Consider the following 21,202-nt stretch of genomic DNA (forward strand, 5'->3'; position numbering starts at 1 on the left):
CCATGGCCGGCGCAAGTCCGTTATCCACGTGAGCTTGGCCTAAGCAAGCCGCGCCCCGCGCACCGCCTTGCCGCCAACCACACAAACGACCAGCGTCGCCATGACAAGCACGCACAACGCAACGCGCAAACCGAGCAGGCCCGCGCCGAATCCGATCAATGGCGGCCCGACCAGAAAGCCCGCATAACCGAAGGTGGCGGCCATCGACACGCCGGTCGCCGGCGTGAGCGTCGAGCGACCCGCCGCACTAAAAATCACCGGGACGATATTTGCTAGGCCGACGCCCACCATCGCGAAGCCGACGCAAGCAGTGAAGACCGTCGGCCAGCTCAGCACGAGCGCCAGCCCGGCCACCGCGATCAAACCGCCGAGCGCAACGACCTTGCTAGACCCGAAACGGCGTACGGACACATCGCCGACGATGCGGCACGCGGCCATCGAAAACGCGAACGCGGAATAGCCGATCGCGGCGACGCTCGCTTCGCGGTTCAGCGCCGAGCGCAAATAGACGGCACTCCAGTCGGCGACCGCGCCTTCCACCAGCATGCAAAGGAACGCGAGCAACGCGAGCTTCATCACGGCGGATGAGGGCCATGCCAGGCCGCTTGGCGCGGCAGCCGTCCTCGGACCGAGATCACGCAATGCAAGCACCGCGGCACCGACGATCAGGGCCGCGATAAACGCGGCCGGTATCAGCAGGCCGCCGATCACCCCGACACCGCTCTTCTGCAATACCGCACCCATGGCGGCGCCGAGCAGGCCGCCCGCGCTCCAGGCCGCATGAAACGACGACATGATGGGCGCGTGCCACTGCGTTTCGATCGTGCTGGCGTGGCCGTTCATGGAGACATCGAGCGCGCCGTTCGCCGCGCCCAGCAGAAACAGCACGACGCCCAGCGCAATCATGCCTGGCGCGAAGGCCGGCAGCGGCAGCGTGATGACGAACGCCGCGCCGAGCAAGGCGGTGGCGCGGCCGCTGCCGAAGCGCGGCGCCAGTTGCCCCGCCAGCGGCATCGCAATGATCGCGCCGAGCGCGAAAGCGAACAGCGCAATGCCGAGCGAGGCGTCGCCAAGCGCGAGGCTTTCCTTGATGCGCGGGACTTCGACGGCCCATGCGCCGATCCCGAAGCCGTTGGCGAGAAACACGCCGACGGTCGCGGCGCGTTCCTTGACCGGTTTGATCTGGGGCATAGCGGACGATGTCATGAGCGCGCCACCATGACGTTGTCGCAGACGGCTTCGAGACTGGCGAGGCGCGCCGCGGGCAGGTCGGCTTCGACGAACAGGTAGTCGACGGCGGAAGCGGGGGCCACCGAGAACGGCGCCGCAGTCATCAGCTTTTCCGAGGTCATGGCGATGGCGATCTGGCCGCTTGCCTTGATCATCGCCCGCTTCAGTTCCGCATCTTCGGCGTCGAAGGCGGCGACGCCTTCGTCCGGATCGAGCGCGCAAGCGCCGAGGAAACAGAGGTCGGCGCGGATCTGCTGGATCTGCAGCAAGGCGGTCGCGCCGAGCGAGCCCGCCGCACCGCGCGCGATCCGTCCGCCGACCAGTATCACCTCGAACCCCGGACGGTTCAGCAGGCGCGCGGCAGCCTCGGGCGAATTTGTCACGACGGTCAGCTCCGCGTCGTCGGGCAGCGCCTCGGCAATCGCGACATTGGTCGACCCCGCGTCCAGAAGAACGATCTGCTTCGCGCGGACGATCGACACCGCCGCGGCGGCGAGACAGGCCTTGCGATCCACAGCCTCGCCCATGCGCACCGACGCGGGTTTGTCGGCCGGTGAGATCAGCAGGGCGCCGCCGTAGACGCGCTTGCAATGGCCCTGCTCGGCGAGATCGCGCAAATGGCGGCGCACCGTGTGTTCGGAGGTCTGGAGTTCAGCGGCGAGCGCCGACGCCAGCACGCGCCCGTGCGTTCGCAGCCGTTCGAGAATCAGCTGTTCGCGTTGCTCGGGCAACAGCCCGTCGATGGCTTCCTGTCGCGTTCGTTGCATGTCTTCACCCCGCTCGGTCTACGAAACGATCATAATCGAGCAAAATATATCGTAAACGAGCGCGGTGCGCAACTGGCTACGAAGACCATGGTCCACGCTGGTTTTCAAGGGACATGCGCAGTCGAGCGCAGAGCCGCGCCGCTTCCATCTCAGGGTGCAGCGTCACGACGGCGGGGTGGTTGCCGTCATGGCGTCGCCGCGCGCCGCGCCGCACGGCCGAAGATCGCCCAATCCGCGAGCCACACCGCGAGCAGCGTGGCGCCCATCAACGGGAACACGATGCCGAGCAGGACGAGGCCGAGTTTCCAGCCGCGCATCGGCGGCGCGGCACGTTCGCGCGAGGGTGCGCCGAGCGAGCGCTGCGGCCGTCGCTTCCACCACATGACGCAGCCAGTGACGGCCATCGCCGCCAATCCTAAAGAAATCGCGGCGCAGAGAATCTGGTTGGCGACGCCGAAATAACGCCCCATATGCAGCGACGTGCCGTACGACACGGCTTTCGACACCGCGCCGTAATCGCTATAGCGGATGTCCTTCAGAATCGCGCCGCTGTATTGGTCGATGTACAGCGTGCGTTCGTCTTTCGGATCGTCCGGAAAGTACGAGATGGTGTAGACGCCGGTCGCGGAAGCCGGCAGCACGATGTTGTAGCCGTCCGTCACGCCGAGCGAGGCAGCCAATGCGACGACGCGTCCGAGCGGCAGCGGACGCACGGCGTTTGCCTCGTCGGCCGAGGAGAGAGAGTGGGAGTCCGGCACGCGTGTGTTGCCGACGGCCCAGGGCGTGAGCGGCAGAGGCAGGTCGTCCGTCACCATGCCGGGCATCGAGTCCATGCCGGCGGCGTGGGCGCCGTGGCCGTTGTGCTCATCGTGAGCTTTGTTTTCCGCGCGCGTCTCCGTTGCGGCAGGCCGCGCGCCGCTCTTCGCTGGCAGCGCAGAGCGCAACGGCAAACCGACCCACGATCCCGGCGGCGCACCGAGATTCGCGGCGGTCGCGAGCGCCTTGAACTGCTTGCCCCACGAACCCGTCCACGGCAGCCCCGTCAGCACGAACGCTAACGCGCCGAGCGCGAGCCAGATGCCCATCACGGCATGGACGTTCTTCCACAGCGCGCGTCCCTTCAGCGCGAAGCGCGGCAACAGCGCCGCACGTGCCGTGGTTTTCTCGCGCGGCCACCACAGCGCGACGCCGGTGCCGATCATCACGAGCGTCCAGCATGCGGCCAGTTCCATCAGCAGCTCGCCGGGTTTGCCGAGCTGCAGCTTGCGATGAAGCATCCGGTCCACTTGCATGAAGCGGCGTTCGACGCTCAGCGTGCCCAGCACCGCGCCGGTATAGGGGTTCACATACACGCTCTGCTTATCGCCGTCCGCGAGACGGAAGACGAATTCGGCGCTTCGCTCCGGTGCGCTCGCGACGAGCGCGGTCAGCGCGACCGCGTTCGCCGGCAGTGCCGAGCGCGCCCTTGCCAGCAGTACGTCTTCGGGCAATCTTGGGAGCGCTTGCGGCGCGACGGTCAGGCGCCCCGGATACAGCAGCGGCTCGATTTGCGGCTGGAAGCAGTACAGCGTGCCGGTGATCGCCAGTACGACCAGAAACGGCATCACGAAGAGGCCCGCATAGAAATGCCAGCGCCAGAGCGTGCGATAGCCTGGATGGACGACGGTAGTCGCCGGCGTGGCGCGCCGGGTGTCGATGCCAGTGGTGGTGGACATGAAATCCTCCTGAAGCAGAGATGAATCGATCAGTTCGAGTAACGTGCATGCGTAAGCGGCGGCTTCAGCGCGCTCACATGCGCAGCTTTGCTTCCACATAGAACGTGCGGCCGGGATACGGGTGATAGACGAAGTAGCGCGCATCGAACAGGTTGTCGACGCCGATGCCGATTTCACTCAGCCTGGTCGGCTTGTAGGTGAATTTCGCGTCGGCCACCGTGTACGAACTGGTGCCGCCGAACACGTCCGGATTCGTGTCGGTGTTGGTGAGCGTGTTGTACTGACGGCCCGAATAACGCGCGGCGAGTGTGAGCGCCGCGCGTTCGTCGAAGTGATACGTCGCGGCAAGATCCGCGCGCCACAGCGGGATCCGGTAAAAGTACTTGCCGACCGTGGCCGGGTTCTGCGCGTTGGCGATGATCTTCGACTGTGTGTAGGCCACGCTTGCCAGCAGGTCCAGGCCGCGCACCAGCACGTTCTCTCCCGAATAGCTTGTTTCGACGCCGCGCGAGCGGACCTTGCCGATGTTCTGAAAGTTCGTCACGTTCGGAATCACGGTCGTATCGGTCTGGCTGAAGATCGTGTTCTTTACGTCGTCCTGAAACAGCGAGAAGCGGAATACACCGTTCCAGTGCGCCCATTCGGCGGTCAGTTCCTTCGAGAGATCGTCTTCGGGCTTCAGGTTCGGATTGTTGTTGACGATCGCGGAGCCGTTGATCTGCCCTTGAAACAGCTCGCTCACCGTCGGAAACCGATAGGCGCGGCCGATGGACGCGCGCAAGGTCAGATCGTCGGTGACGTCGAACGACAAGGAGGCTTTCGGCGAAAAGTGCTGCTGGCTCACGTCGCTATACGGCAGCGTCGTGCCGGCTAGCGACTGCGAACCGCCATAGGCCTGCCAGTCTTCGTACCGCACGCCGTAGACGAGCTTCCAGCGCGGCAGAAAGCGCCAGGCGTCCTGCGCGTAGAGCGCCTGAGTCTGCGTCTTGCCGGCGAACGCATTGGCGAACGAGGTGGCTGCGCCGTCGCGCCAGTTCAGCGTGTTGTAGCTTTCGTTGTCGACGAAGTAGTTGTCGTAGTGATAACCGAAGCTCAGCGCGTGGTTCGCGAGTCCGGCCTGATTCGTCGTGGGCGTATAGGTGCTGCGCAGATCGAGCGTTTTCCAGCCGGCGCCGTCGCCGAAGATCACCGTGCCCGGACCGTTGTCCGGCGCGCCGGAATTCGCGGTGCGCGCCACGCTGTTGCCGACGTCGTAGTACGAAGCGATCGCTTCGCCGTTCCAGCCGGTCGCATTGCGCGTTTTCAGCGACACGCCATAGAGCCAGTTCTCGCTATGGCCGAGACTCGGCGCGAATGCCGCGGCGGGAATCGTGTATTCGTAGCCGTCGATCGCGACCTTGCCGCTGTACACCGCGTTGCCGTTCGCATCGCGCAGAAAGCTCGAGGTCTGGCTGTTGTAGGTCTGATGCCAATAGCCGAGCGTGAAGCCGGCCTGCAGTGTCGGCGTGAAGTCGTACTGCATCTTCAGCTTGAACTGGTCCTGCACCGTGTGTTCGATGCCTTCACCGTTCACGCCGAGCACTGCCGTCGGCGTGTTGGTCTGGTTGTTGTAGAAGTACGCGCCGGTGACCGGCGTGTCGCCGGCTTTGGCGGGTGTGCCGGATTTGGCGAGTGTGGCGAATTGCAGCGGCTGGCTGGTGTTTTCCAGGTGATTCACACCGAGCAGAAACGAGAACTTGCCGATGCGGTTGCCGAGCGTCGCGCTGGCTTCGCTGCCGTTGAAATTCTGGTTCACGCCGAACAGGCTGAAGTGCTGGGTGAAGGCCTTGACGTCGGCGGTCGCTTCGAACTGTTTCGGCATGCGCGTGCTGATGAGCACGGTCGCGCCGAGCGAGTTGCCTGGATAGAGCACGGAAAACGGCCCGTAGATCACATCGACCTGCTGGATCTCGTCGGGAAACACCATCGACCAGCGCGGCGGAAACGAGTAGCTGTTGCCGAGCAGATTGCTGAGCAGCAGACCGTCCGCATAGACGAGACCGCGCGCGCTTTGCGTGTTGCTGGTGCCGCGCACGGCGATGATCGAATTCAGATCGCCGATAAAGCGCTTGCGCACGGCGAGGTTCGGCATGTACTTCAGGACGTCTTCGGTGTTGACGACGTTCCAGTTCTCGAACTGCTCGCGGGTGACGGTTTCGACCGAGGCCGGCAGGTTGGGATCGACGGCACGCGGCGCGGCGGCGGCATTCGCGCTGACGCTGATGGCGGGCAGCGCGGCGTCGGCGCTCGCGCTCTGCGCATGAGCGGACGAGGCGATGAAGGCCGGCACGAACGCCGGCACGATGGCAGGCAGACAGGCGGACAAAAACGGCCGGGGCAGCGGTTGAAGCGAGACGCAGCGTGCGCCACGGCGGGCGCAAAAGGGCAGTCTTCGCAGGGCGAAGTTGAACATGAGCGTTTCCTCGATGCATGGAACAAACGATCGCGCGCCCCCTCGACGGGTGCGACGACTGCGCGATCAGGACCGATGGCGATCAGGAAACGACGGGTGGGGCTCGAGGACGGCCGGACGGAAAGGCGCCGAGCGGCGTGAAGCGGGTGGAAAGCGCGGGCGGCGCGGTGTCGGCAAGCGTGAGGGCGGCCGGCGGCTCGGCCGCGGCGACCGTCGGCATGGCGACGTGGTGCTGAAGCAGATGACAGTAGCCGCACGCGCCGAACGCGTCGTCATGGCTCAAACGGACCGGCGCCGGGGCGGCCTGGGTCGTCACGCTCGCCGCGCCGACCACGCTGAAATCGCGCGGCTGCAACGCCGAACAGAGCGCCGCGATGGGCTCGTGCGCACGGTTCGACATCAACATCTGACTCACGACCGGCGCGAACACGACGAGCCACATGGCGAACAGGCCAAGCCATGCGGTCATGTGAATGCGAGAGCGTGGATTCATGATGTTGGGCGTAAAGACGCGGGCGATTCTAACATCGCCGCGCGGACTTTTCGCCCGTGATCCTCGTTATAGCGTGGGATTAGAAGGCCGAAAACCGCTCATTTCGTCGCGTTACAGGCGCGCCGATTCACGTAAGCTGCGTGGTATTTGTTCCGCTTTCGCGGCCGCACCGAGACTTCGGCACGCCAATCCAGCAGCCGGATCAGGACGCGGCACATGCGATCGACCCGGCCGGCTTATCGCCGGCTCCAGTGACCACGACTCATGAACCACACGCAGCTCGCAACCTCGATCGACGATATCAACCAGCAGGCCGTCTCGTTGTTCTCGGCCGGACAATTCGTCGAGGCTTTGTCGATGGTGACGCCATTCGTCGACGGCGATGCGCTGTCGGACGACGCCCTTGCCGACGCATTGAATATCGCCGGGGCCTGTTCGTTCGCCTTGCAGCGTCCCTGGGAGGCGGAAAGCTATTGGCGCCGCTGTCTGCAACGCAATCCGGGCTATGCCGAGGTGTACGGCAGTCTCGGCATGCTGCTCAAGTCGCTCGGGCGTCTGTCCGCCGCCAAGGCGATGTACCGGCAACTGGTCGCGCTGCGGCCCGGCGACGCGGACGCCCGCAATCATCTCGGCGCCGTGCTCTACGGGCTCGGCTACAAGGAGCAAGCGGAGGCGTCGTATCGCGAGGCGCTGGCGCTTCGCCCCAACTACCCCGAAGCCCACTACAACCGCGGCATCGTATTGCACGAACTGCGCCGCCTGCCGGAAGCGGAAGCGGCATTCCGCGAGGCGCTGCGGGGGCTGCCGGCTCACGCCGAAGCCCATAACAATCTGGGCAACGTGCTGATGGAGTTGGGCCGCTTCGCCGAAGCGGACGTTGCCTATCGCGAGGCGCTGACTATCCGGCCACAGTATCCGGAGGCGCTCAACAACCTGGGCGGCGTGCTGAAGGTCACTTTCCGTCTCGCCGAAGCCGAACTGGCTTTTCGCCTTGCCCTTGCCATTCGTCCGGATTACGCGGAAGCCCTCCTGAATCTCGGCACCGTGCTCGCCGATCTCGAACGTCTGCCCGAAGCCGAGGCTGCCTATCGCGACGCCATCGCACAACGTCTCGGCTACGCCGAAGCGCACTACAACCTCGGCGTGGCGCTGTGCAAAATGGAGCGTCTTTGGGAAGCCGAACTGGCTTACCGCGAGGCGATTCGCCTGCGGCCCGATCTCGTTCATGCGCACAACAACCTGGGCTGCGCGCTTCGCCGGCTCGACCGACTGCCGGAGGCTGTCGAGGCTTTCGAGCAGGCGCTCGGCCTGCGTCCCGATCTGGCGGAAGCGCACTACAACCTCGGCGCAGCGCGGGCGCAACTCATGCAATGGCCCGAGGCCGAGAGCGCTTATCGCCGCGCGCTTGCTTTACGCGCCGATTACGGCGACGCGAAATTCGGCCTGGCCGTGTTGCTGCTCGGCATGGGCCGCTTCGAAGAGGGTTGGCGTCTTTACGAATGTCGCTACGAGCAGGCCGGTTTCGTCCATCACAAGACTAGGTCGATGCTGAGCTGCCCGCAGTGGCAAGGCGGCACGCTCGCCGGCAAGTCGCTGCTGGTATGGCAGGAAGACGGCCTCGGCGACATGATCCAGTTCAGCCGCTATTTCGCCTTGCTGAAGGCGCAGGGCACCTCGCATATCGCCTTTGCGTGCGCACCGTCGTTGCACCGGCTGATGGCAAGCGTCGACGGCGTGGATGCCGTGCTCGATCACGATACCGCTCGCGCACAGGCGTCCACTTACGACTGCTGGACGAGCCTGCTGAGCGCGCCGCTGCATCTGCGCACGAGCGTGGACACGATTCCGCGCGCCGTGCGTCTCACGGCCGAGCCGGCGCTGGTCGAGCATTGGCGCCCCGTGCTGGACGCGCTGCCTTCCGGCCGCAAGATCGGCCTGGTATGGAGAGGCAACGCGAACCATCATAACGATATGAACCGCTCCATACCCTCGCTCGCTGTGCTGGCGCCGCTCTGGAGCGTGCCGGGCGTGAGCTTCGTGAGTCTGCAAAAAGGATGGGGCGAAGACGAGGCGCGCCATCCACCCGCCGGTCAACCGCTGCTGGACCTCGGCTCGCGCGTGACGGATTTCGCGGACAGCGCTGCGATCGTCGCGCAACTCGACCTGGTGATTTGCGTGGACACGTCCACCGCGCATCTGGCCGCATCGCTCGGCACGCCGTGCTGGGTGATGCTGCCGGAAAAAGATATCGACTGGCGCTGGCTGCACGATCGCAGCGATTCGCCGTGGTATCCCCACACGCTGCGCCTGTTTCGCCGCGCGCCGGGCGAGGACTGGTCGATGCCGGTCGAGCGGGTGCGTCAGGCGTGCGTCGAACGATTCGGCGCGACGGACCGCGCGCTTACCTGATTTGCGTGCCGCGCTTGCGGGCCGATTGCGTCGACGTGTGAAAGCGGTCCTCGATCGTTTCGATCGCCTGGCCGAGGAACTGCAGGAACATGCTCATCGCGACGGTGCTCGTCAGATCCGAGCGTTGATACAGACAACTGAACGATTGGGCGCCGGCATCGGCGAGCGGGGTCCATGCCAGCTTACGCTCGGCCACGTCTTCCGCGACGTTCTCCGCGATCAGAAATCCGATGCCGACACCGTCCGCCACGAGCCGGCGCACCATCGAGACCGAACTGGTTTCCACCAGAGGACGGGCCTTGCGTCTTTCGCGATGATCGATCTGGTCCACCATAGCGCGTAATTCGGTATCCGGCGTCATCAGGATGAGCGGGTAGTCGAGGCATTCGCGCAGGCGTGGACGTTTCTGAAGCTTCGTGAGCGGATGCCCCGGCGGTGTGACCAAGCCCAGATACTGCGCGAACGCGCGCACTTCCACGACGCCTGGCGGCGGTTTGCGGCGCAGGCCGTAGCCGATGTCGGCCTCGCCGGTCTCCACCCATTTCAGGATGCTTTCGCCGTTGCCCGAACGCACGCTGTAGGTCACGCCGGGATAGCGCTCCATCGCGGCCTGAATTGCGTCGGGCACCAATTGCTCGGCCGACGACGGCGACACCGCCAGATTGACATGTCCGCGCCGCAGCGAGCGCAGGTCTTCCACCTGCGTCATGGCGTTGTCGAAATCGCGCTGGTCGCGCCGCACCGCCGCAATGATGATCTCGCCGGCGGTGAAGGGCGACGGGTTCGGCGAGATTGTCGCAGCCTCTATTGTCGGGTAATTGCCGCTGACTGTGTCACGGCGAGGCTTCATATATCGCGTTGATCCTATCGCCGTTTCTATTACATCCAAGGTAATTGCCGACCCTCACCCCCAAGCCTAATCTTCGTTGGTCGCGCGGTTCATCCCGAACCGCGTTCACTATCAAGGACGCATCATGTCGACGTTTCAGGTTCACACCATCGACTCCGCGCCGGAGCAATCCAAACCGATATTGCAACAACTCCATGAGACCTTTGGCTTCATCCCCAACATCGCGGGAGCCATGGCCGAGTCGCCCGTGCTGATCGGTGCGTTCATCAATCTGTTTCAGAAAGTCCATTCGGGCACGTTCACCGAAGCACAGATCCAGACGCTGTTGCTGACGAACGCCGTCACCAACGCATGCACTTGGGCAGTCGCGTTTCACACGGCATTAGCGCTGAACGAGGGACTCACACCCGCCGATGTCGAAGCGCTTCGCGCTGGCCGCACGCCTGCTGACCCCAAGCATGCCGCGCTTGCCACGTTGACGAAAAATGCGATCCTGAAACGCGGCCATCTCGACGAGCGCGACGTGAGCGCATTTCTCGAAGCCGGTTTCCGTCGCGATCAGGTGCTCGAAGTACTCGCGGTGGCGGCAGCCTCGACCATCACGAACTACGTGGGCAGCATCACGCAACCGCCGTTGGAAGCGCAGTTTCAGGTCCACGCCTGGACGGCTTGATTCCCGTGAGGGAAGGCGCGCTCACCGCTAGCGAGTATCCTGACCGACGAGGTTCGCCGAGCGGCGCTCGCCGAACCTCTTACCGGTAACATCTTGCGGACAGGAACACACGATGAATCCTGCGAACCCATCCAAAAAAGCGCCACCGAACGATCTCGGCGTCTTGTTGCGTCACTGGCGAGACGTGCGCGGGATCAGCCAGTTGGACCTGTCGTTCAATGCCGGCATCTCGCAGCGTCATATCAGCTTCATCGAAAGCGGACGCAGCGTGCCCAGCCGTCAGATGCTGATGGATATCGCGCAGGCGCTCGACATCCCGCTGCGCGAACGTAACACCCTGCTGCTGGCAGCAGGCTACGCGCCAATGTATGCCGACGCCGCATGGAATGCGCAAGAAATGCATAGCGTCACGAATGCGCTCGGACGCATGCTGCGTCAGCATGAACCGTTTCCAGCGCTCGTCATGGACCGCTACTGGAATGTGCTGATGACAAACGATGCGGCGCCACGTTTTTTCAATTGCTTTATCGACATGGCGGCGCGCAAGGGGCCGCGCAACATGCTGCATCTGGTGTTCGATCCGGAAGGTATGCGCCCATTCGTGGCCGACTGGCAGACCGTGGCGGATAGTTTGGTTCAGCGCGTCTACCGCGAGTCGGTGGGGCGCGTGATCGACGATCGGACGCGCGAGTTGCTCGATGCGTTGCGTGCCTACCCGGATGGGAAAAAGAACAGGGCGCCGGGGCATCCCGAGTTGGCGACCGAAACCGCCTCGGCGGCGGCCATGCCGGTGATCCCGATCGGTTTCGTCAAAAACGGCCACGTCATGAAGTATTTCTCGATGGTCTCGACCGTGGGCACGCCGCAGACGATCGCGGCGCAAGAGTTGCGCCTCGAATGCATGTTCCCCGCGGACGACGAAACCGAGGCGCGTCATCTGGAGATGCTCGACGCGGCGGCGCAGTTGCAGCGCTAGATCAATCGGCAAGCCGCGGCCGTAGCAGCCGCCGTTGAACCACAGCGCCGCGTCGAAGTTTTAAAACTTATGCCGCACGCCGATGCTGACAATCGCCTGCGATTGCGTCGCCGACGAGTGCCCATTGCCCTTGTCGCTAACCGATGCAGTCGCCGCGACCGGATGGCCGAGCGCATCCAGCGTGCCGCCCGACGCGTGCTGGTAACCACCCATCAGATAGACAGTCGAACGCTTGGACAGCGCATACTGCGCGCCGAGTGTCACGTTGTGATATTGCGCGCGCTCATCCACGCCATCCACTTCGCCGCCACGCGTGTAGCTGTAACCTGCGAACAGTTGCACGGCGGGACGGATCGTCCATTGCCCGAACACGCCGGCGATGTTGAACGTCGCGTGACCCTTGAACAGCGAGTCTGCACCGGAGCGATACTGCACGTTGCTGTAATTGACACCGACGATCGCCGGCCCGAAGTCGTACGTCGCGCCCGTCGCGATGATCTGTTGCGATTGCGCGCTGGCGTAGCCCTCGTTGATCGATGAATTGAACAGGCCGTCGTCCGTGCCGCTCCATTTGCCGTAGGTCGTGTCCTGCGTGCCGGTCTTGCTGTTGTCGGAGCGTTCGTAGCCGACGCCCACGTGCAGCGGGCCGTTGCCGTAGGTGGCGCCCACGCTCCAGGTGTTCTGCTGCTTCAGGCTGCCGGGCTGGCCGCCGAAACCGTACAGCGCGCCGAACGTGAAGCCTGCATAGTTCGCGCTCGTGTACTTGATCGAGTTGTTGACGCGCGCGGTCTGATCCAGATCGTCGATATCGCCCGGATGCGCGCCGTAGCCGCCGACCATCGCGACCGGGGCGACTGGCGAAACGAAGTCGTTCAGCGAGGTGTACTGGCGGCCGAGCGTAATCGTGCCGTACTGCTTGCTGCCGATGCCCACGTACGCCTGACGCCCGAACAGGCCGCCGTTCTGGCCGGTCTTGCCGTTCGTGATGTCGAAGCCGTCCTCGAGCTGGAACAACGCGTTCCAGCCGCCGCCCAGGTCCTCCTGACCCTTGATGCCCCAGCGGCTGCCGGAGAGATTGCCGCTCGTCACGGCGACGTTCGAATGGCCGCTATAGTTGCCGGCCGTGCCGGTGCGCTCGTTGCTGCGATACGAAATGCCCGCATCGACGATGCCGTACAGCACGACGGAACTCTGCGCGGACGCAATGCCGGCGAACGTCATCAAGAGGGGTGCGGCAATCCATTGGTTCTTCATCGTAGTCATAGCCTGGTTGGAACTTCTATCTCAAGTCGCCTGAATGGCGATCTTTCTTTTTTCCGCGCACGCGGAAGCCCGCTCCTGAATGACGGAGCGGACTGCATGAAGCGGGTATGCGTAGCGGCGCTTGCCATATCTGTGACGCGTCCCTCGCGCGGGACGCGTCACGCGAGGCCACGTGCGATCAGTGAGCCAGGGCGGCGCCTGGCGGCATGTCGGGCGCGCGCACCGTGACGGTCTTGCGGACGTGGGCGACGTCCGTCGCGCTGACCGTTGAACCGCGGTTGCCCCAACTGTTGCGCACGAAGTTGGTCACATCCGCGACTTCCTGATCGTTCAGACGCCAGCCGAAGGCCGGCATCGTGAACGAGGAGGGCGCGGTCTTCGTACCTTCGAGCATGCTGCCGGTGAGCAGCACGTGAATCAGCGAGGTGGCGTCCTTGCCCTGCACGACCGGATTGCCGCCCAGCGCCGGAAACACGCGGTTGTAGCCGCGACCGTCGCTGCGGTGGCAGGCCGTGCAGTTGTCGCGATAGACGGCCGCGCCCGGCGCGGTGGCGTCGCCCATGCGCAGCGCGCGCGCTGCGGTGTCGTCGTACGCGTACGGCGTTTCCCGCGGATCGGTCGATGGCAGCGTCTTCAGATAACGCGCAATCGCAGTGAGATCGGCGTCGCTCATGTGCTGCATGCTGTGCTGCACGACGTCCGTCATGCCGCCGAAGGCCGCGCTGTGCTGCGTGCGTCCGGTCTTCAGGAATTGCACGAGATCGGCTTCGCTCCACGCGCCGATGCCGGTGCGCGGATTGCCGCGCAGGCTCGACGGAATCCAGCCGTCGATCGCCGCGCCGCCCGCGAGAAACGCCGGGCCGTCGAGGTCGCTCAGCGCGCGTTCCTGCATCGTCGCCGCGCGCGGTGTGTGGCACGCGCCGCAATGGCCGAGGCCTTGAACCAGGTACGCGCCACGCGCGATCACCGGATCGGCGTAACGCTTCGCGTCGAACGAAACCGGCTCGGGCGAGAACAGGTGACGCCAGATGCCGAGCGGCCAGCGCATCGACAGCGGCCAGACGATGTCGACCGGTTTGTTCTTCTGGTTCACCGGCGCGACGCCTTGCGTGAAGTACGCATACAGCGCGTGCATGTCGTCCTGACTCAGGCGCGCATACGATGGGAACGGCATGGCCGGATACAGCGTGTCGCCGTTCGGCTTCACGCCCGCGCGCACCGCGCGATCGAACTGCGCGAAGGTCCACGCGCCGATGCCGGTGTTGCGCTCCGGCGTGATATTGGTCGAGTAGATCGCGCCGATCGGCGTGTCGAACTTCAACCCGCCGGCGAAAGGCTTGCCTGAGGGCGCCGAATGACACGCGATGCAATCGCCGGCCCGCGCGAGATATTCGCCGTGCGCGATCAGCGTTGCGTCGTTCTGGCTTTGTGGCGCTGCCGCGTGTGCGGCAAGTGTGCTCATGCCCAGCACAGCCGCCGCGCCCGCGCGTTTGAGCGCCCGCGCGAGGCGTTTGTTATGGATGTTCTTCGTCATACGCTCACCAGCGGCCCGGGGTTCTTCAGATACTGCGTGCGGATCGCGCGCGCCGACCAGTAAGCCAACGCCGCGACGAGGCCGGTCGGGTTGTAGCCGATGCCCTGCGGAAACGCCGAGGCGCCCATCACGAACACGTTGTGCACGTCCCAGCTTTGCAGGTAGCGGTTCAGCACGCTTGTCTTCGGATCGGTGCCCATCACCGCGCCGCCCACCAGGTGAGTGGTCTGATAGCGGCGCGAGTCGAAGTGCGCGCCGAATTCGCGTGTGTAGACGTTGATCGACTTCGGGCCCATCTGCTGCGCGATCTTGTGCATCTGGCCGGTCACGTAGCGCGCCATCTTGATGTCGTTGTCCTTCCAGTCGAAGGTCATGCGCAACAGCGGCTGGCCGTACGAATCGCGATAGGTCGGATCGAGGTCGAGGAACACGTCGCGGTACGACATGTTGCTGCCGTGCGCATCCATCGAAATGGTGTGCGCGTAGTGGTCTTTCACCGACTTCTTCCAGTCGGCGCCCCAGTTCGGCGTGCCGGCCGGCGTGGCGATGCCGCTGACCGGCTTGGTGCCGGCCTGATTGACCCACAACGGCGAGCCGCCGACGAAACCGAGCGGACCGTGATCGAAGTTGTCGGCATTGAAGTCGTCCACCGCGACGCCGTTGCCGCCCGCGCCGATGAACGGATTGGTGAAGGTGTCTTTATCGAAGAACGCGGTGATGGTCGAAAGGTTCTGGTACGCAAAATTGCGGCCGACCACACCTTCGCCCGAGATCGGGTCATAGGGCTTGCCGATGCCCGACAGCAGAAGCAGATGAACGTTGTGATACTGGAACGCCGCGACGATCACGAGATCGGCCGGCTGAAACACTTCGTTGCCCGCCGGATCGACATACGTCACGCCCTTGGCGCGCTTTTTCGTGTCGTCGAGTTCGACGCGCAGCACGTGGCAGCGCGAGCGCAATTCGAAGTTCGGCAACGGCTTCAGGGCGGGCAGAATGTTGAGATTCGGTGAGGCTTTCGAATACATGTAGCACGCGTAGCCGCTGCAGAATCCGCAGAAATTGCACGGACCCATCTGCACGCCGTATGGGTTGGTGTACGGCCCCGACGTATTCGCCGACGGCAAACGGTACGGATTCAGTCCGAGTTCGCGCGCGGCCTTGCCGAAGCGCTCCGCCGAATAGGTGTTCAGTTGCGCGGCGAGCGGAAAGTTGTCGCTGCGCGGCGCTTCGTAAATGTTGCCGTCGCCGACCACCTTGCCGTTGACCTTGTATGCCTGGCCCGAGGTGCCGAACACTTTCTCCGCGAAGTCGAAATGCGGTTCGAGTTCGTCGTAGCTGACGCCGTAATCCTGAATCGTCATGCCTTCGGGAATGAAGCGCTTGCCGTAGCGCTCCTCGTAGTGGCTCTTCAGGCGCAGTTCTTCCGGCGTGATGCGAAAATGCACGCCCGACCAGTGCAGCCCCGCGCCGCCGACGCCTTCGCCCGGCAGGAACGCAGCCAACTGACGATACGGCAGAGCGGTATCGTTCGGCGCATGACGGATCGAGACCGTGGTTTTCGAAAGATCGAGAAAGAGCTTCTTGCGGACGTTGTAGGTCAGTTCATCGATGGTGTTGGGATACGCGCCGTCCGGATAGGTGTCGCGATATTCGCCGCGTTCGAGCGCGACCACTTTGAGGCCGGCTTCGGTCAGTTCCTTCGCGAGAATCGCACCGGTCCAGCCGAAGCCGACGATCACCGCGTCAACGTGCGGTTTGGTTTGAGTAGACATCAGGTGCGCTTTCCTTCGATCGACACGGGGCCATACGGATAAGCCGCGCCGTTCTGATTGACGAAGTCCATGAAATCGGCGCGCGCGCCGGGGAAGCCGATCATCTTCCAGCCGCCCATGTCGCGGTTGCCGCCGTGGATCGGATCGCAGAAGTAGCCTTCGCGCGTGTTTTGCAGCAGTTGTCCGAAGAACACCGCGGCCGGCACGTTCTCCAGATCGACCTTGTCTTTCTCGAGCGCGCCGAGCACGGTGTCGCGCGTGGCGGCGTCGAGAGCGTCGAAGGGATGCGCGAAGGTTTTCGTGCAGTAGGCGTTGACCGCCGCGATGCCGAGGCGGTACAGATCGCGCGGCACGAGCTTCAACTGGTAGCCGAGTTCGGGCGCGCCCTGCGTGAACGGCCCCTGCATGTACCAGAGCGCGCCATGTGCGTACGGCGTATCCATCTGCCGGTCGATGAATTCGGGCACGCCGGCTTCAACGGCGCCGGGGCCTTCGCTGTCCGACGGAATCAGACGGTCGACCGCGGCGTGGATGAACGCCCATTCCTTCGCGTCGAAGAAATGCGGCTTGTAGTCCGCGCCGGACGCGCGGCCCGCGTTCGCGCTTTCGCCCGAACCCGGCACGGAGGCCGTCGTGGCTTGCTTGACCTCGCAACCGGCGAGCGTGCCGGCCGGGACCAGAGCGATAGCCGTACGTAAAAAGCCACGGCGAGAGCTGATAGGGGATGAGGGCATATTGTTCTAGTCACCAGATTGGAGCGCGCGATTGCGTTCCGGCATTCATGGGATTGCCGGCGGGATGATAAATGGAACCGGTTCCAAAGTCTTTTAGCTTTTTTACAATAGCTTGTTTCGCGGAGCGATGAAATGCCGAGATTTTGCAAAAATCCGTTTTAGATCAAAGGTATTCTAGGCGTAAGACGACGCGGCAGCGAGGGCGCCAGGCGTATCAGGGCTGATGTGAAAAAGCGACGGCGTCGCGGGCGTGACCCGAGCGGCGGGCGATCAGCGCGGGTCCGTGCGCCAAGCGCTGCTCCAACTGGCCGCGGCCGGCATGGCCGAGATGCGGCCGCGGCATGGCGCGGTGGTCGCGAAGATCAGCCTGCACAGACTGATCGAGATGTTCGAGGTGATGGCCGAACTGGAGGCGATGTGCAGCCGCCTCGCCGCGCGGCGTGCTCGCCGCCCGCGCAACACGGCGAGTTCTTTTACCTCACAGGTAATCGACGCGCGTCATGCCCAAGTCGACCATGAGCGGCATGCAAGTTTTCGATCCGCATCCACTCATGACCAGGAGCCACGCCATGACCGCCTACGCGATTGCTCATCTGCACGACGTCGAACTGGGCGACGAGATCGTCGAATACCTCAATTGCATCGACGGCACGCTCGCGCCGTTCTGCGGCCATTTCATCGTGCATGGCGCACGCCCCGAGATACTCGAAGGCGAATGGCGCGGCGATCTGATCGCGATCGCGTTCCCCGATCTCGCCGCCGCGCGCGCCTGGTACGCGTCGGACGCGTATCGGCGCATCCTGCCGCTGCGCACGCGGCATGCGCGCGGGCCGGTGATCCTGATCGACGGCGTGGACCAGCGGCACAAAGCGACCGACATCCTGCGATGAACGCGGCGGCATCAGCGCGTGAACGTGCCAGGACCTTCCGCGTTGTAGTACGCGAGCGTCATCCGATTGCTGAGGAACGACACCTTGGAGATCGTCCCCGGCGCGGCGTTTTCGTAGCGTAGGCAGCAACGAAGCAAATCGAAAGCCACGTGCGCGAATGGCAGGCATTCTGGTCCGGAGAAGGGCGTTACACTGGCCCATCTTTTTTACCAGAGTCCCTTCATGCCGATGCCGGGTTTGCTGTCGGGTCCTTCAGCGTCACCGTGCATGAAGCATCAACAATGGAAAACCTTCTCAAGAAACTCGACCTCACCTCGCTGCGCCTGTTCGTCGCCGTCTGCCAGGAGCGCAATATCGCGCGCGCGGCGGAGCGCGAGTTCATCGCATCGTCCGCGGTGAGCCGGCGCATCGCCGAGATCGAGGCGGTGATCGGCTTGCCGGTGATCCAGCGGCAGTCGCGCGGCATCACCGTGACGCCGGTCGGCGAGACCGTGCTGCGCTACGCGCTGGCGATCATCGGCAATATCGAGCAGATGAGCGCGGAGCTGTCGCGTTTCTCGTCGGGTGCGAAAGGGCGCGTGCGGGTGGTGGCGAATCTGTCCTCCATCGTGCAGTTTTTGCCGGAAGATGTGGCCGCGTTCGGGCGCGCGTTTCCGGAGGTGTCGATCGAACTGGAGGAGGAAAATAGCGCCGACGTGCTGCGGATTGTCGGTGAGCACGCGGCGGACTTCGGCATCTGCAATTCGGTGGCGGGCAGCGAGGCGTTCGAGCAGGTGCCGTATCGGCAGGATCGGCTGGCGGTGCTGGTGCCGGGCGGCCATCGGCTCGCCGGCGCGTTGCGGGTGAGCTTCGACGACCTGCTCGATGACAGCTTCGTCGGACTGCGCAGCGAGAGCGCGCTGACGCAACTGCTCACGCAGCAGGCAGCCCGCGCGGGGCGGCAACTCGATGTGAAGATTCGCGTCAGCAGTCTCGACGCGCTTTGCCGGATGGTGCATGCCGGGCTCGGCATCGCGGTCGTGCCTGAACAGGTCGGGCTGCTCTATCTGAATGCACTCGACGTGAGCCTACTGTCTTTGAGCGATGCCTGGGCGGTGCGCCACCTCATCATGATCTTCAAGTCACGCGATCAGTTGAGCGCGAGCGCGGCGGCGCTGGTCGGGTTTCTCGGCAAGGGCGGTTGACGCGAGCCACGGCGGGCGGATCGGCAGAGGCGTGTCTGCGCTGGTGGCCGGCTGTCTTATCCGGTGGCGACGCGCCGATGCCCGGACAACCGTGTCGAGCACGATCGTGCCCATCATCGCCAAACGAGAGGTCTGCGTTGCCGCACCGACACTTCGGCATTGCCCACGCGCGCCGTATAGTGGGCGCAAGGAGAATGCCCATGAGCGACACGATTCGTCTGGACGGCCGCGTGCTGTACCTGTCCCAAGACCCCGCGGTGATCGAGGCGCAACTCGCCGGCGAGAACTTCACGCGCGCCACGGCCGGTCCGCTGCGCGACAACGTCTCCACCGACGAGATCACGCCGGTCACCGTCATGCTCACCTACGACGAGCGCCTCGGCCAGTATCCGTACGTCGGCTTCAAGGCCGGCGAGCGCATGCCGATCGGCCGCGATGCGGTGAAGCACGGCGGCTTCCAGGTGACGGTGGCGGGCAAGCGCTACGGCAAGGGATCGTCGCGCGAATCGAGTCCGTTGGCGGAACTCTCGGCCGGCATCCGGTTGATCGTCGCGGAAAGCTTCGAGCGGATCTATCAGCAAAACTGCGACAACATCGGCATTCTCACCACCACTGACTTTGCCGTGCTCGATCGTTTGAGCGCGGGTGAAGCGGTGCCGATCGACGAATTCCTCAAGGGACGCGACGCGCTCACGCAGCAGATCATTCGCAGCGGCGGCTTGCTCGCATATAGCAAGTTCGCCGACTGGCCGGCGCCGCGCACAAGCGATAGCGCTGACGCTGACGCGGCGCAGGCCGAGGAGCCGAAGACGCTGGTCGAGAAAATCATCGAGCGCCATCTGCACCCGGCCAGCGCGGGCGCGCGGCGCGGCGACGGCGTGTTCATCGCCGCGGACTGGCGCTTCAGCCACGATTACTTCACCGGCATGTGCGCGCATCTGATGCATCGCGCGTTCGGCAAGCCGGCGCCGCTGCATGCGCCGGATCACATCATCGCGTTCCAGGATCATCTGGTGCTGGCATCGCAGAGCATTCCGCACGTGCGCGACGGTCTGCTGCCGGGCGTCGCCAATCTGATGGAAGGGCATACGTCTTTCTCGCGTGACTATCCGGTGCGCTCGCACGGTGCGCTCGACAGCATGCCGGGCTCCGAAGGCATCTGTCACGCGTTGATGGCCGAGCAATACGCATTGCCGGGGCAAGTGGCGTGCGGCACCGATTCGCACACGCCGCATTCGGGTGCGCTCGGCTGCCTCGCGTTCGGTGCGGGCGCAACGGAAATCGCCAATAGCTGGGTGACGGGCTATGTGCGCTGCAAAGTGCCGGAGACTTTGCGCATTGAAATCAGCGGTCACTTGCGCGATGGAGTGACCGCAAAGGACGTGGTGCTGCATCTGCTGAAAATGGATGCGATCCGCTCGGGTGACGCGATCGGCCTCGTGTTCGAATATGGCGGTGCAGCCGTGCGCGCGATGTCGATCGACGAGCGTGCGACCTTGACCAACATGGTCGCGGAACTGGGCGGCTTCACCGGCATCGTCGAACCGGATGAGCGCACGGTGGCGTTTCTCAAAGAACGGCGCGGTGTCGATTTCACCCTTGAAAACTGGATGAAAAGCGATGCGGGCGCCACCTATCGCGACACCATCCGTATCGACGCAGGCGCGATCGAACCGATGCTCGCGCGTCCTGGCGACCCCGGCAACGGCGTGCCGGCGCCGCGACTGGAACAGGACGTCGCCATCGATATCGCTTACGGTGGCTCGTGCACGGCGGGCAAACGCGAAGACTTCGATTTCTATCACGAGGTGCTGCATTGGGGCGTCGAGCACGGTCTTGGCGTGCCCGAGGGGACGCGTCTCTACTTGCAGTTCGGCACCATGGCAGTGCGCGCGTATTGCGAGGAGCGCGGTTACTTGCCGGTTTTCGAGCGCGCGGGCGTGACGCTCGTCATGCCGGGCTGCGGGTCGTGCGCGAATTGCGGGCCGGGCCAATCGGCCGAGGCGAACGAAGTGACGATCAGCGCGATCAACCGCAATTTCCCGGGCCGTTCGGGGCCGGGCAATGTGTGGCTCGCGAGTCCGTACACGGTGGCGGCGAGCGCGCTGGCCGGAAAAATCACCACCTTCGAACAATTGAAGCGCGCACGCGGCTAGAATGCTGGCCGGACCTTGGGCCCGGCATCGCGGTGCGCGTGACGCGCGAAAGTACAAGAGGCCGGCGAGACCGGTCCAGCGAACCCTATCGTTTCGCGAGT

General features: G+C 64.3%; 16 protein-coding genes. 6 read left to right on the forward strand and 10 right to left on the reverse strand.

Features of this window, described 5'->3' with window-relative positions; all coding sequences use genetic code 11:
• Positions 1-39 precede the first annotated feature (39 nt).
• From B0G73_RS01940 to B0G73_RS01960, 5 genes are all read right to left on the reverse strand, one after another.
• A complete protein-coding gene (locus tag B0G73_RS01940; protein ID WP_258193146.1) occupies positions 40-1,206 on the reverse strand; it encodes an MFS transporter in 1,167 nt (388 codons plus the stop codon).
• Positions 1,203-1,997 (reverse strand): DeoR/GlpR family DNA-binding transcription regulator, encoded by a 795-nt coding sequence (locus B0G73_RS01945; RefSeq protein WP_106277372.1) that lies wholly within the window; start codon positions 1,995-1,997, stop codon positions 1,203-1,205. The genes B0G73_RS01940 and B0G73_RS01945 overlap by 4 nt, the downstream gene beginning before the upstream one ends.
• A 185-nt stretch (positions 1,998-2,182) precedes the next feature.
• Positions 2,183-3,712, reverse strand: coding sequence for a PepSY domain-containing protein (locus B0G73_RS01950; protein ID WP_106277707.1), 1,530 nt, complete (start codon positions 3,710-3,712; stop codon positions 2,183-2,185).
• A gap of 73 nt (positions 3,713-3,785) precedes the next feature.
• The gene (locus tag B0G73_RS01955; protein ID WP_106277374.1) at positions 3,786-6,164 is read right to left on the reverse strand and encodes a TonB-dependent receptor; all 2,379 of its coding nucleotides are present in this window, start codon (positions 6,162-6,164) and stop codon (positions 3,786-3,788) included.
• A gap of 82 nt (positions 6,165-6,246) precedes the next feature.
• Positions 6,247-6,657, reverse strand: coding sequence for a DUF2946 domain-containing protein (locus B0G73_RS01960; protein WP_106277376.1), 411 nt, complete (start codon positions 6,655-6,657; stop codon positions 6,247-6,249).
• Positions 6,658-6,921: 264 nt separating this feature from the next.
• On the opposite strand from B0G73_RS01960, the gene B0G73_RS01965 reads away from it, so the two are divergent.
• Positions 6,922-9,066 carry a tetratricopeptide repeat protein gene (locus B0G73_RS01965; protein WP_106277377.1) on the forward strand — a complete coding sequence of 715 codons (2,145 nt, stop codon included), beginning with the start codon at positions 6,922-6,924 and terminating at the stop codon, positions 9,064-9,066.
• On the opposite strand, the gene B0G73_RS01970 is transcribed toward B0G73_RS01965, so the two are convergent.
• Complete coding sequence (locus tag B0G73_RS01970) at positions 9,059-9,916, reverse strand: substrate-binding domain-containing protein (RefSeq protein ID WP_258193147.1); 858 nt, start codon at positions 9,914-9,916, stop codon at positions 9,059-9,061. The genes B0G73_RS01965 and B0G73_RS01970 overlap by 8 nt on opposite strands.
• 124 nt (positions 9,917-10,040) lie before the next feature.
• On the opposite strand from B0G73_RS01970, the gene B0G73_RS01975 reads away from it, so the two are divergent.
• Positions 10,041-10,589 carry a carboxymuconolactone decarboxylase family protein gene (locus B0G73_RS01975; protein WP_106277379.1) on the forward strand — a complete coding sequence of 183 codons (549 nt, stop codon included), beginning with the start codon at positions 10,041-10,043 and terminating at the stop codon, positions 10,587-10,589.
• A 112-nt stretch (positions 10,590-10,701) separates the two neighbouring features.
• Positions 10,702-11,565, forward strand: coding sequence for a helix-turn-helix domain-containing protein (locus B0G73_RS01980; protein WP_106277381.1), 864 nt, complete (start codon positions 10,702-10,704; stop codon positions 11,563-11,565).
• Between the two features lie 60 nt (positions 11,566-11,625).
• Here B0G73_RS01980 and B0G73_RS01985 read toward each other — a convergent pair whose 3' ends face one another.
• The 4 genes from B0G73_RS01985 to B0G73_RS02000 form a co-directional block, all read right to left on the reverse strand.
• Positions 11,626-12,819 carry a porin gene (locus tag B0G73_RS01985; protein ID WP_106277382.1) on the reverse strand — a complete coding sequence of 398 codons (1,194 nt, stop codon included), beginning with the start codon at positions 12,817-12,819 and terminating at the stop codon, positions 11,626-11,628.
• 187 nt (positions 12,820-13,006) lie between these two features.
• A complete protein-coding gene (locus tag B0G73_RS01990; protein WP_106277384.1) occupies positions 13,007-14,362 on the reverse strand; it encodes a cytochrome c in 1,356 nt (451 codons plus the stop codon).
• Positions 14,359-16,137, reverse strand: a complete 1,779-nt coding sequence (locus B0G73_RS01995; RefSeq protein ID WP_106277386.1) for a GMC family oxidoreductase — start codon at positions 16,135-16,137, stop codon at positions 14,359-14,361. Before B0G73_RS01995 ends, B0G73_RS01990 begins: the two co-directional genes overlap by 4 nt.
• On the reverse strand, positions 16,137-16,871 hold the full coding sequence (locus tag B0G73_RS02000; protein WP_106277387.1) for a gluconate 2-dehydrogenase subunit 3 family protein: 735 nt from the start codon (positions 16,869-16,871) through the stop codon (positions 16,137-16,139). The genes B0G73_RS01995 and B0G73_RS02000 overlap by 1 nt, the downstream gene beginning before the upstream one ends.
• A 569-nt stretch (positions 16,872-17,440) precedes the next feature.
• On the opposite strand from B0G73_RS02000, the gene B0G73_RS02010 reads away from it, so the two are divergent.
• From B0G73_RS02010 to B0G73_RS02020, 3 genes are all read left to right on the forward strand, one after another.
• Positions 17,441-17,761 carry a DUF1330 domain-containing protein gene (locus B0G73_RS02010; protein ID WP_106277709.1) on the forward strand — a complete coding sequence of 107 codons (321 nt, stop codon included), beginning with the start codon at positions 17,441-17,443 and terminating at the stop codon, positions 17,759-17,761.
• A 281-nt stretch (positions 17,762-18,042) separates the two neighbouring features.
• Positions 18,043-18,945, forward strand: coding sequence for a LysR family transcriptional regulator (locus B0G73_RS02015; protein WP_106277389.1), 903 nt, complete (start codon positions 18,043-18,045; stop codon positions 18,943-18,945).
• Positions 18,946-19,145: 200 nt separating this feature from the next.
• Entirely contained in the window at positions 19,146-21,101 is a 1,956-nt protein-coding gene (locus tag B0G73_RS02020) for an aconitase family protein (RefSeq protein ID WP_106277391.1), read from the forward strand.
• Positions 21,102-21,202: the final 101 nt, after the last annotated feature.

This window comes from Paraburkholderia sp. BL25I1N1 (assembly GCF_003002025.1).
Taxonomy (GTDB): domain Bacteria; phylum Pseudomonadota; class Gammaproteobacteria; order Burkholderiales; family Burkholderiaceae; genus Paraburkholderia.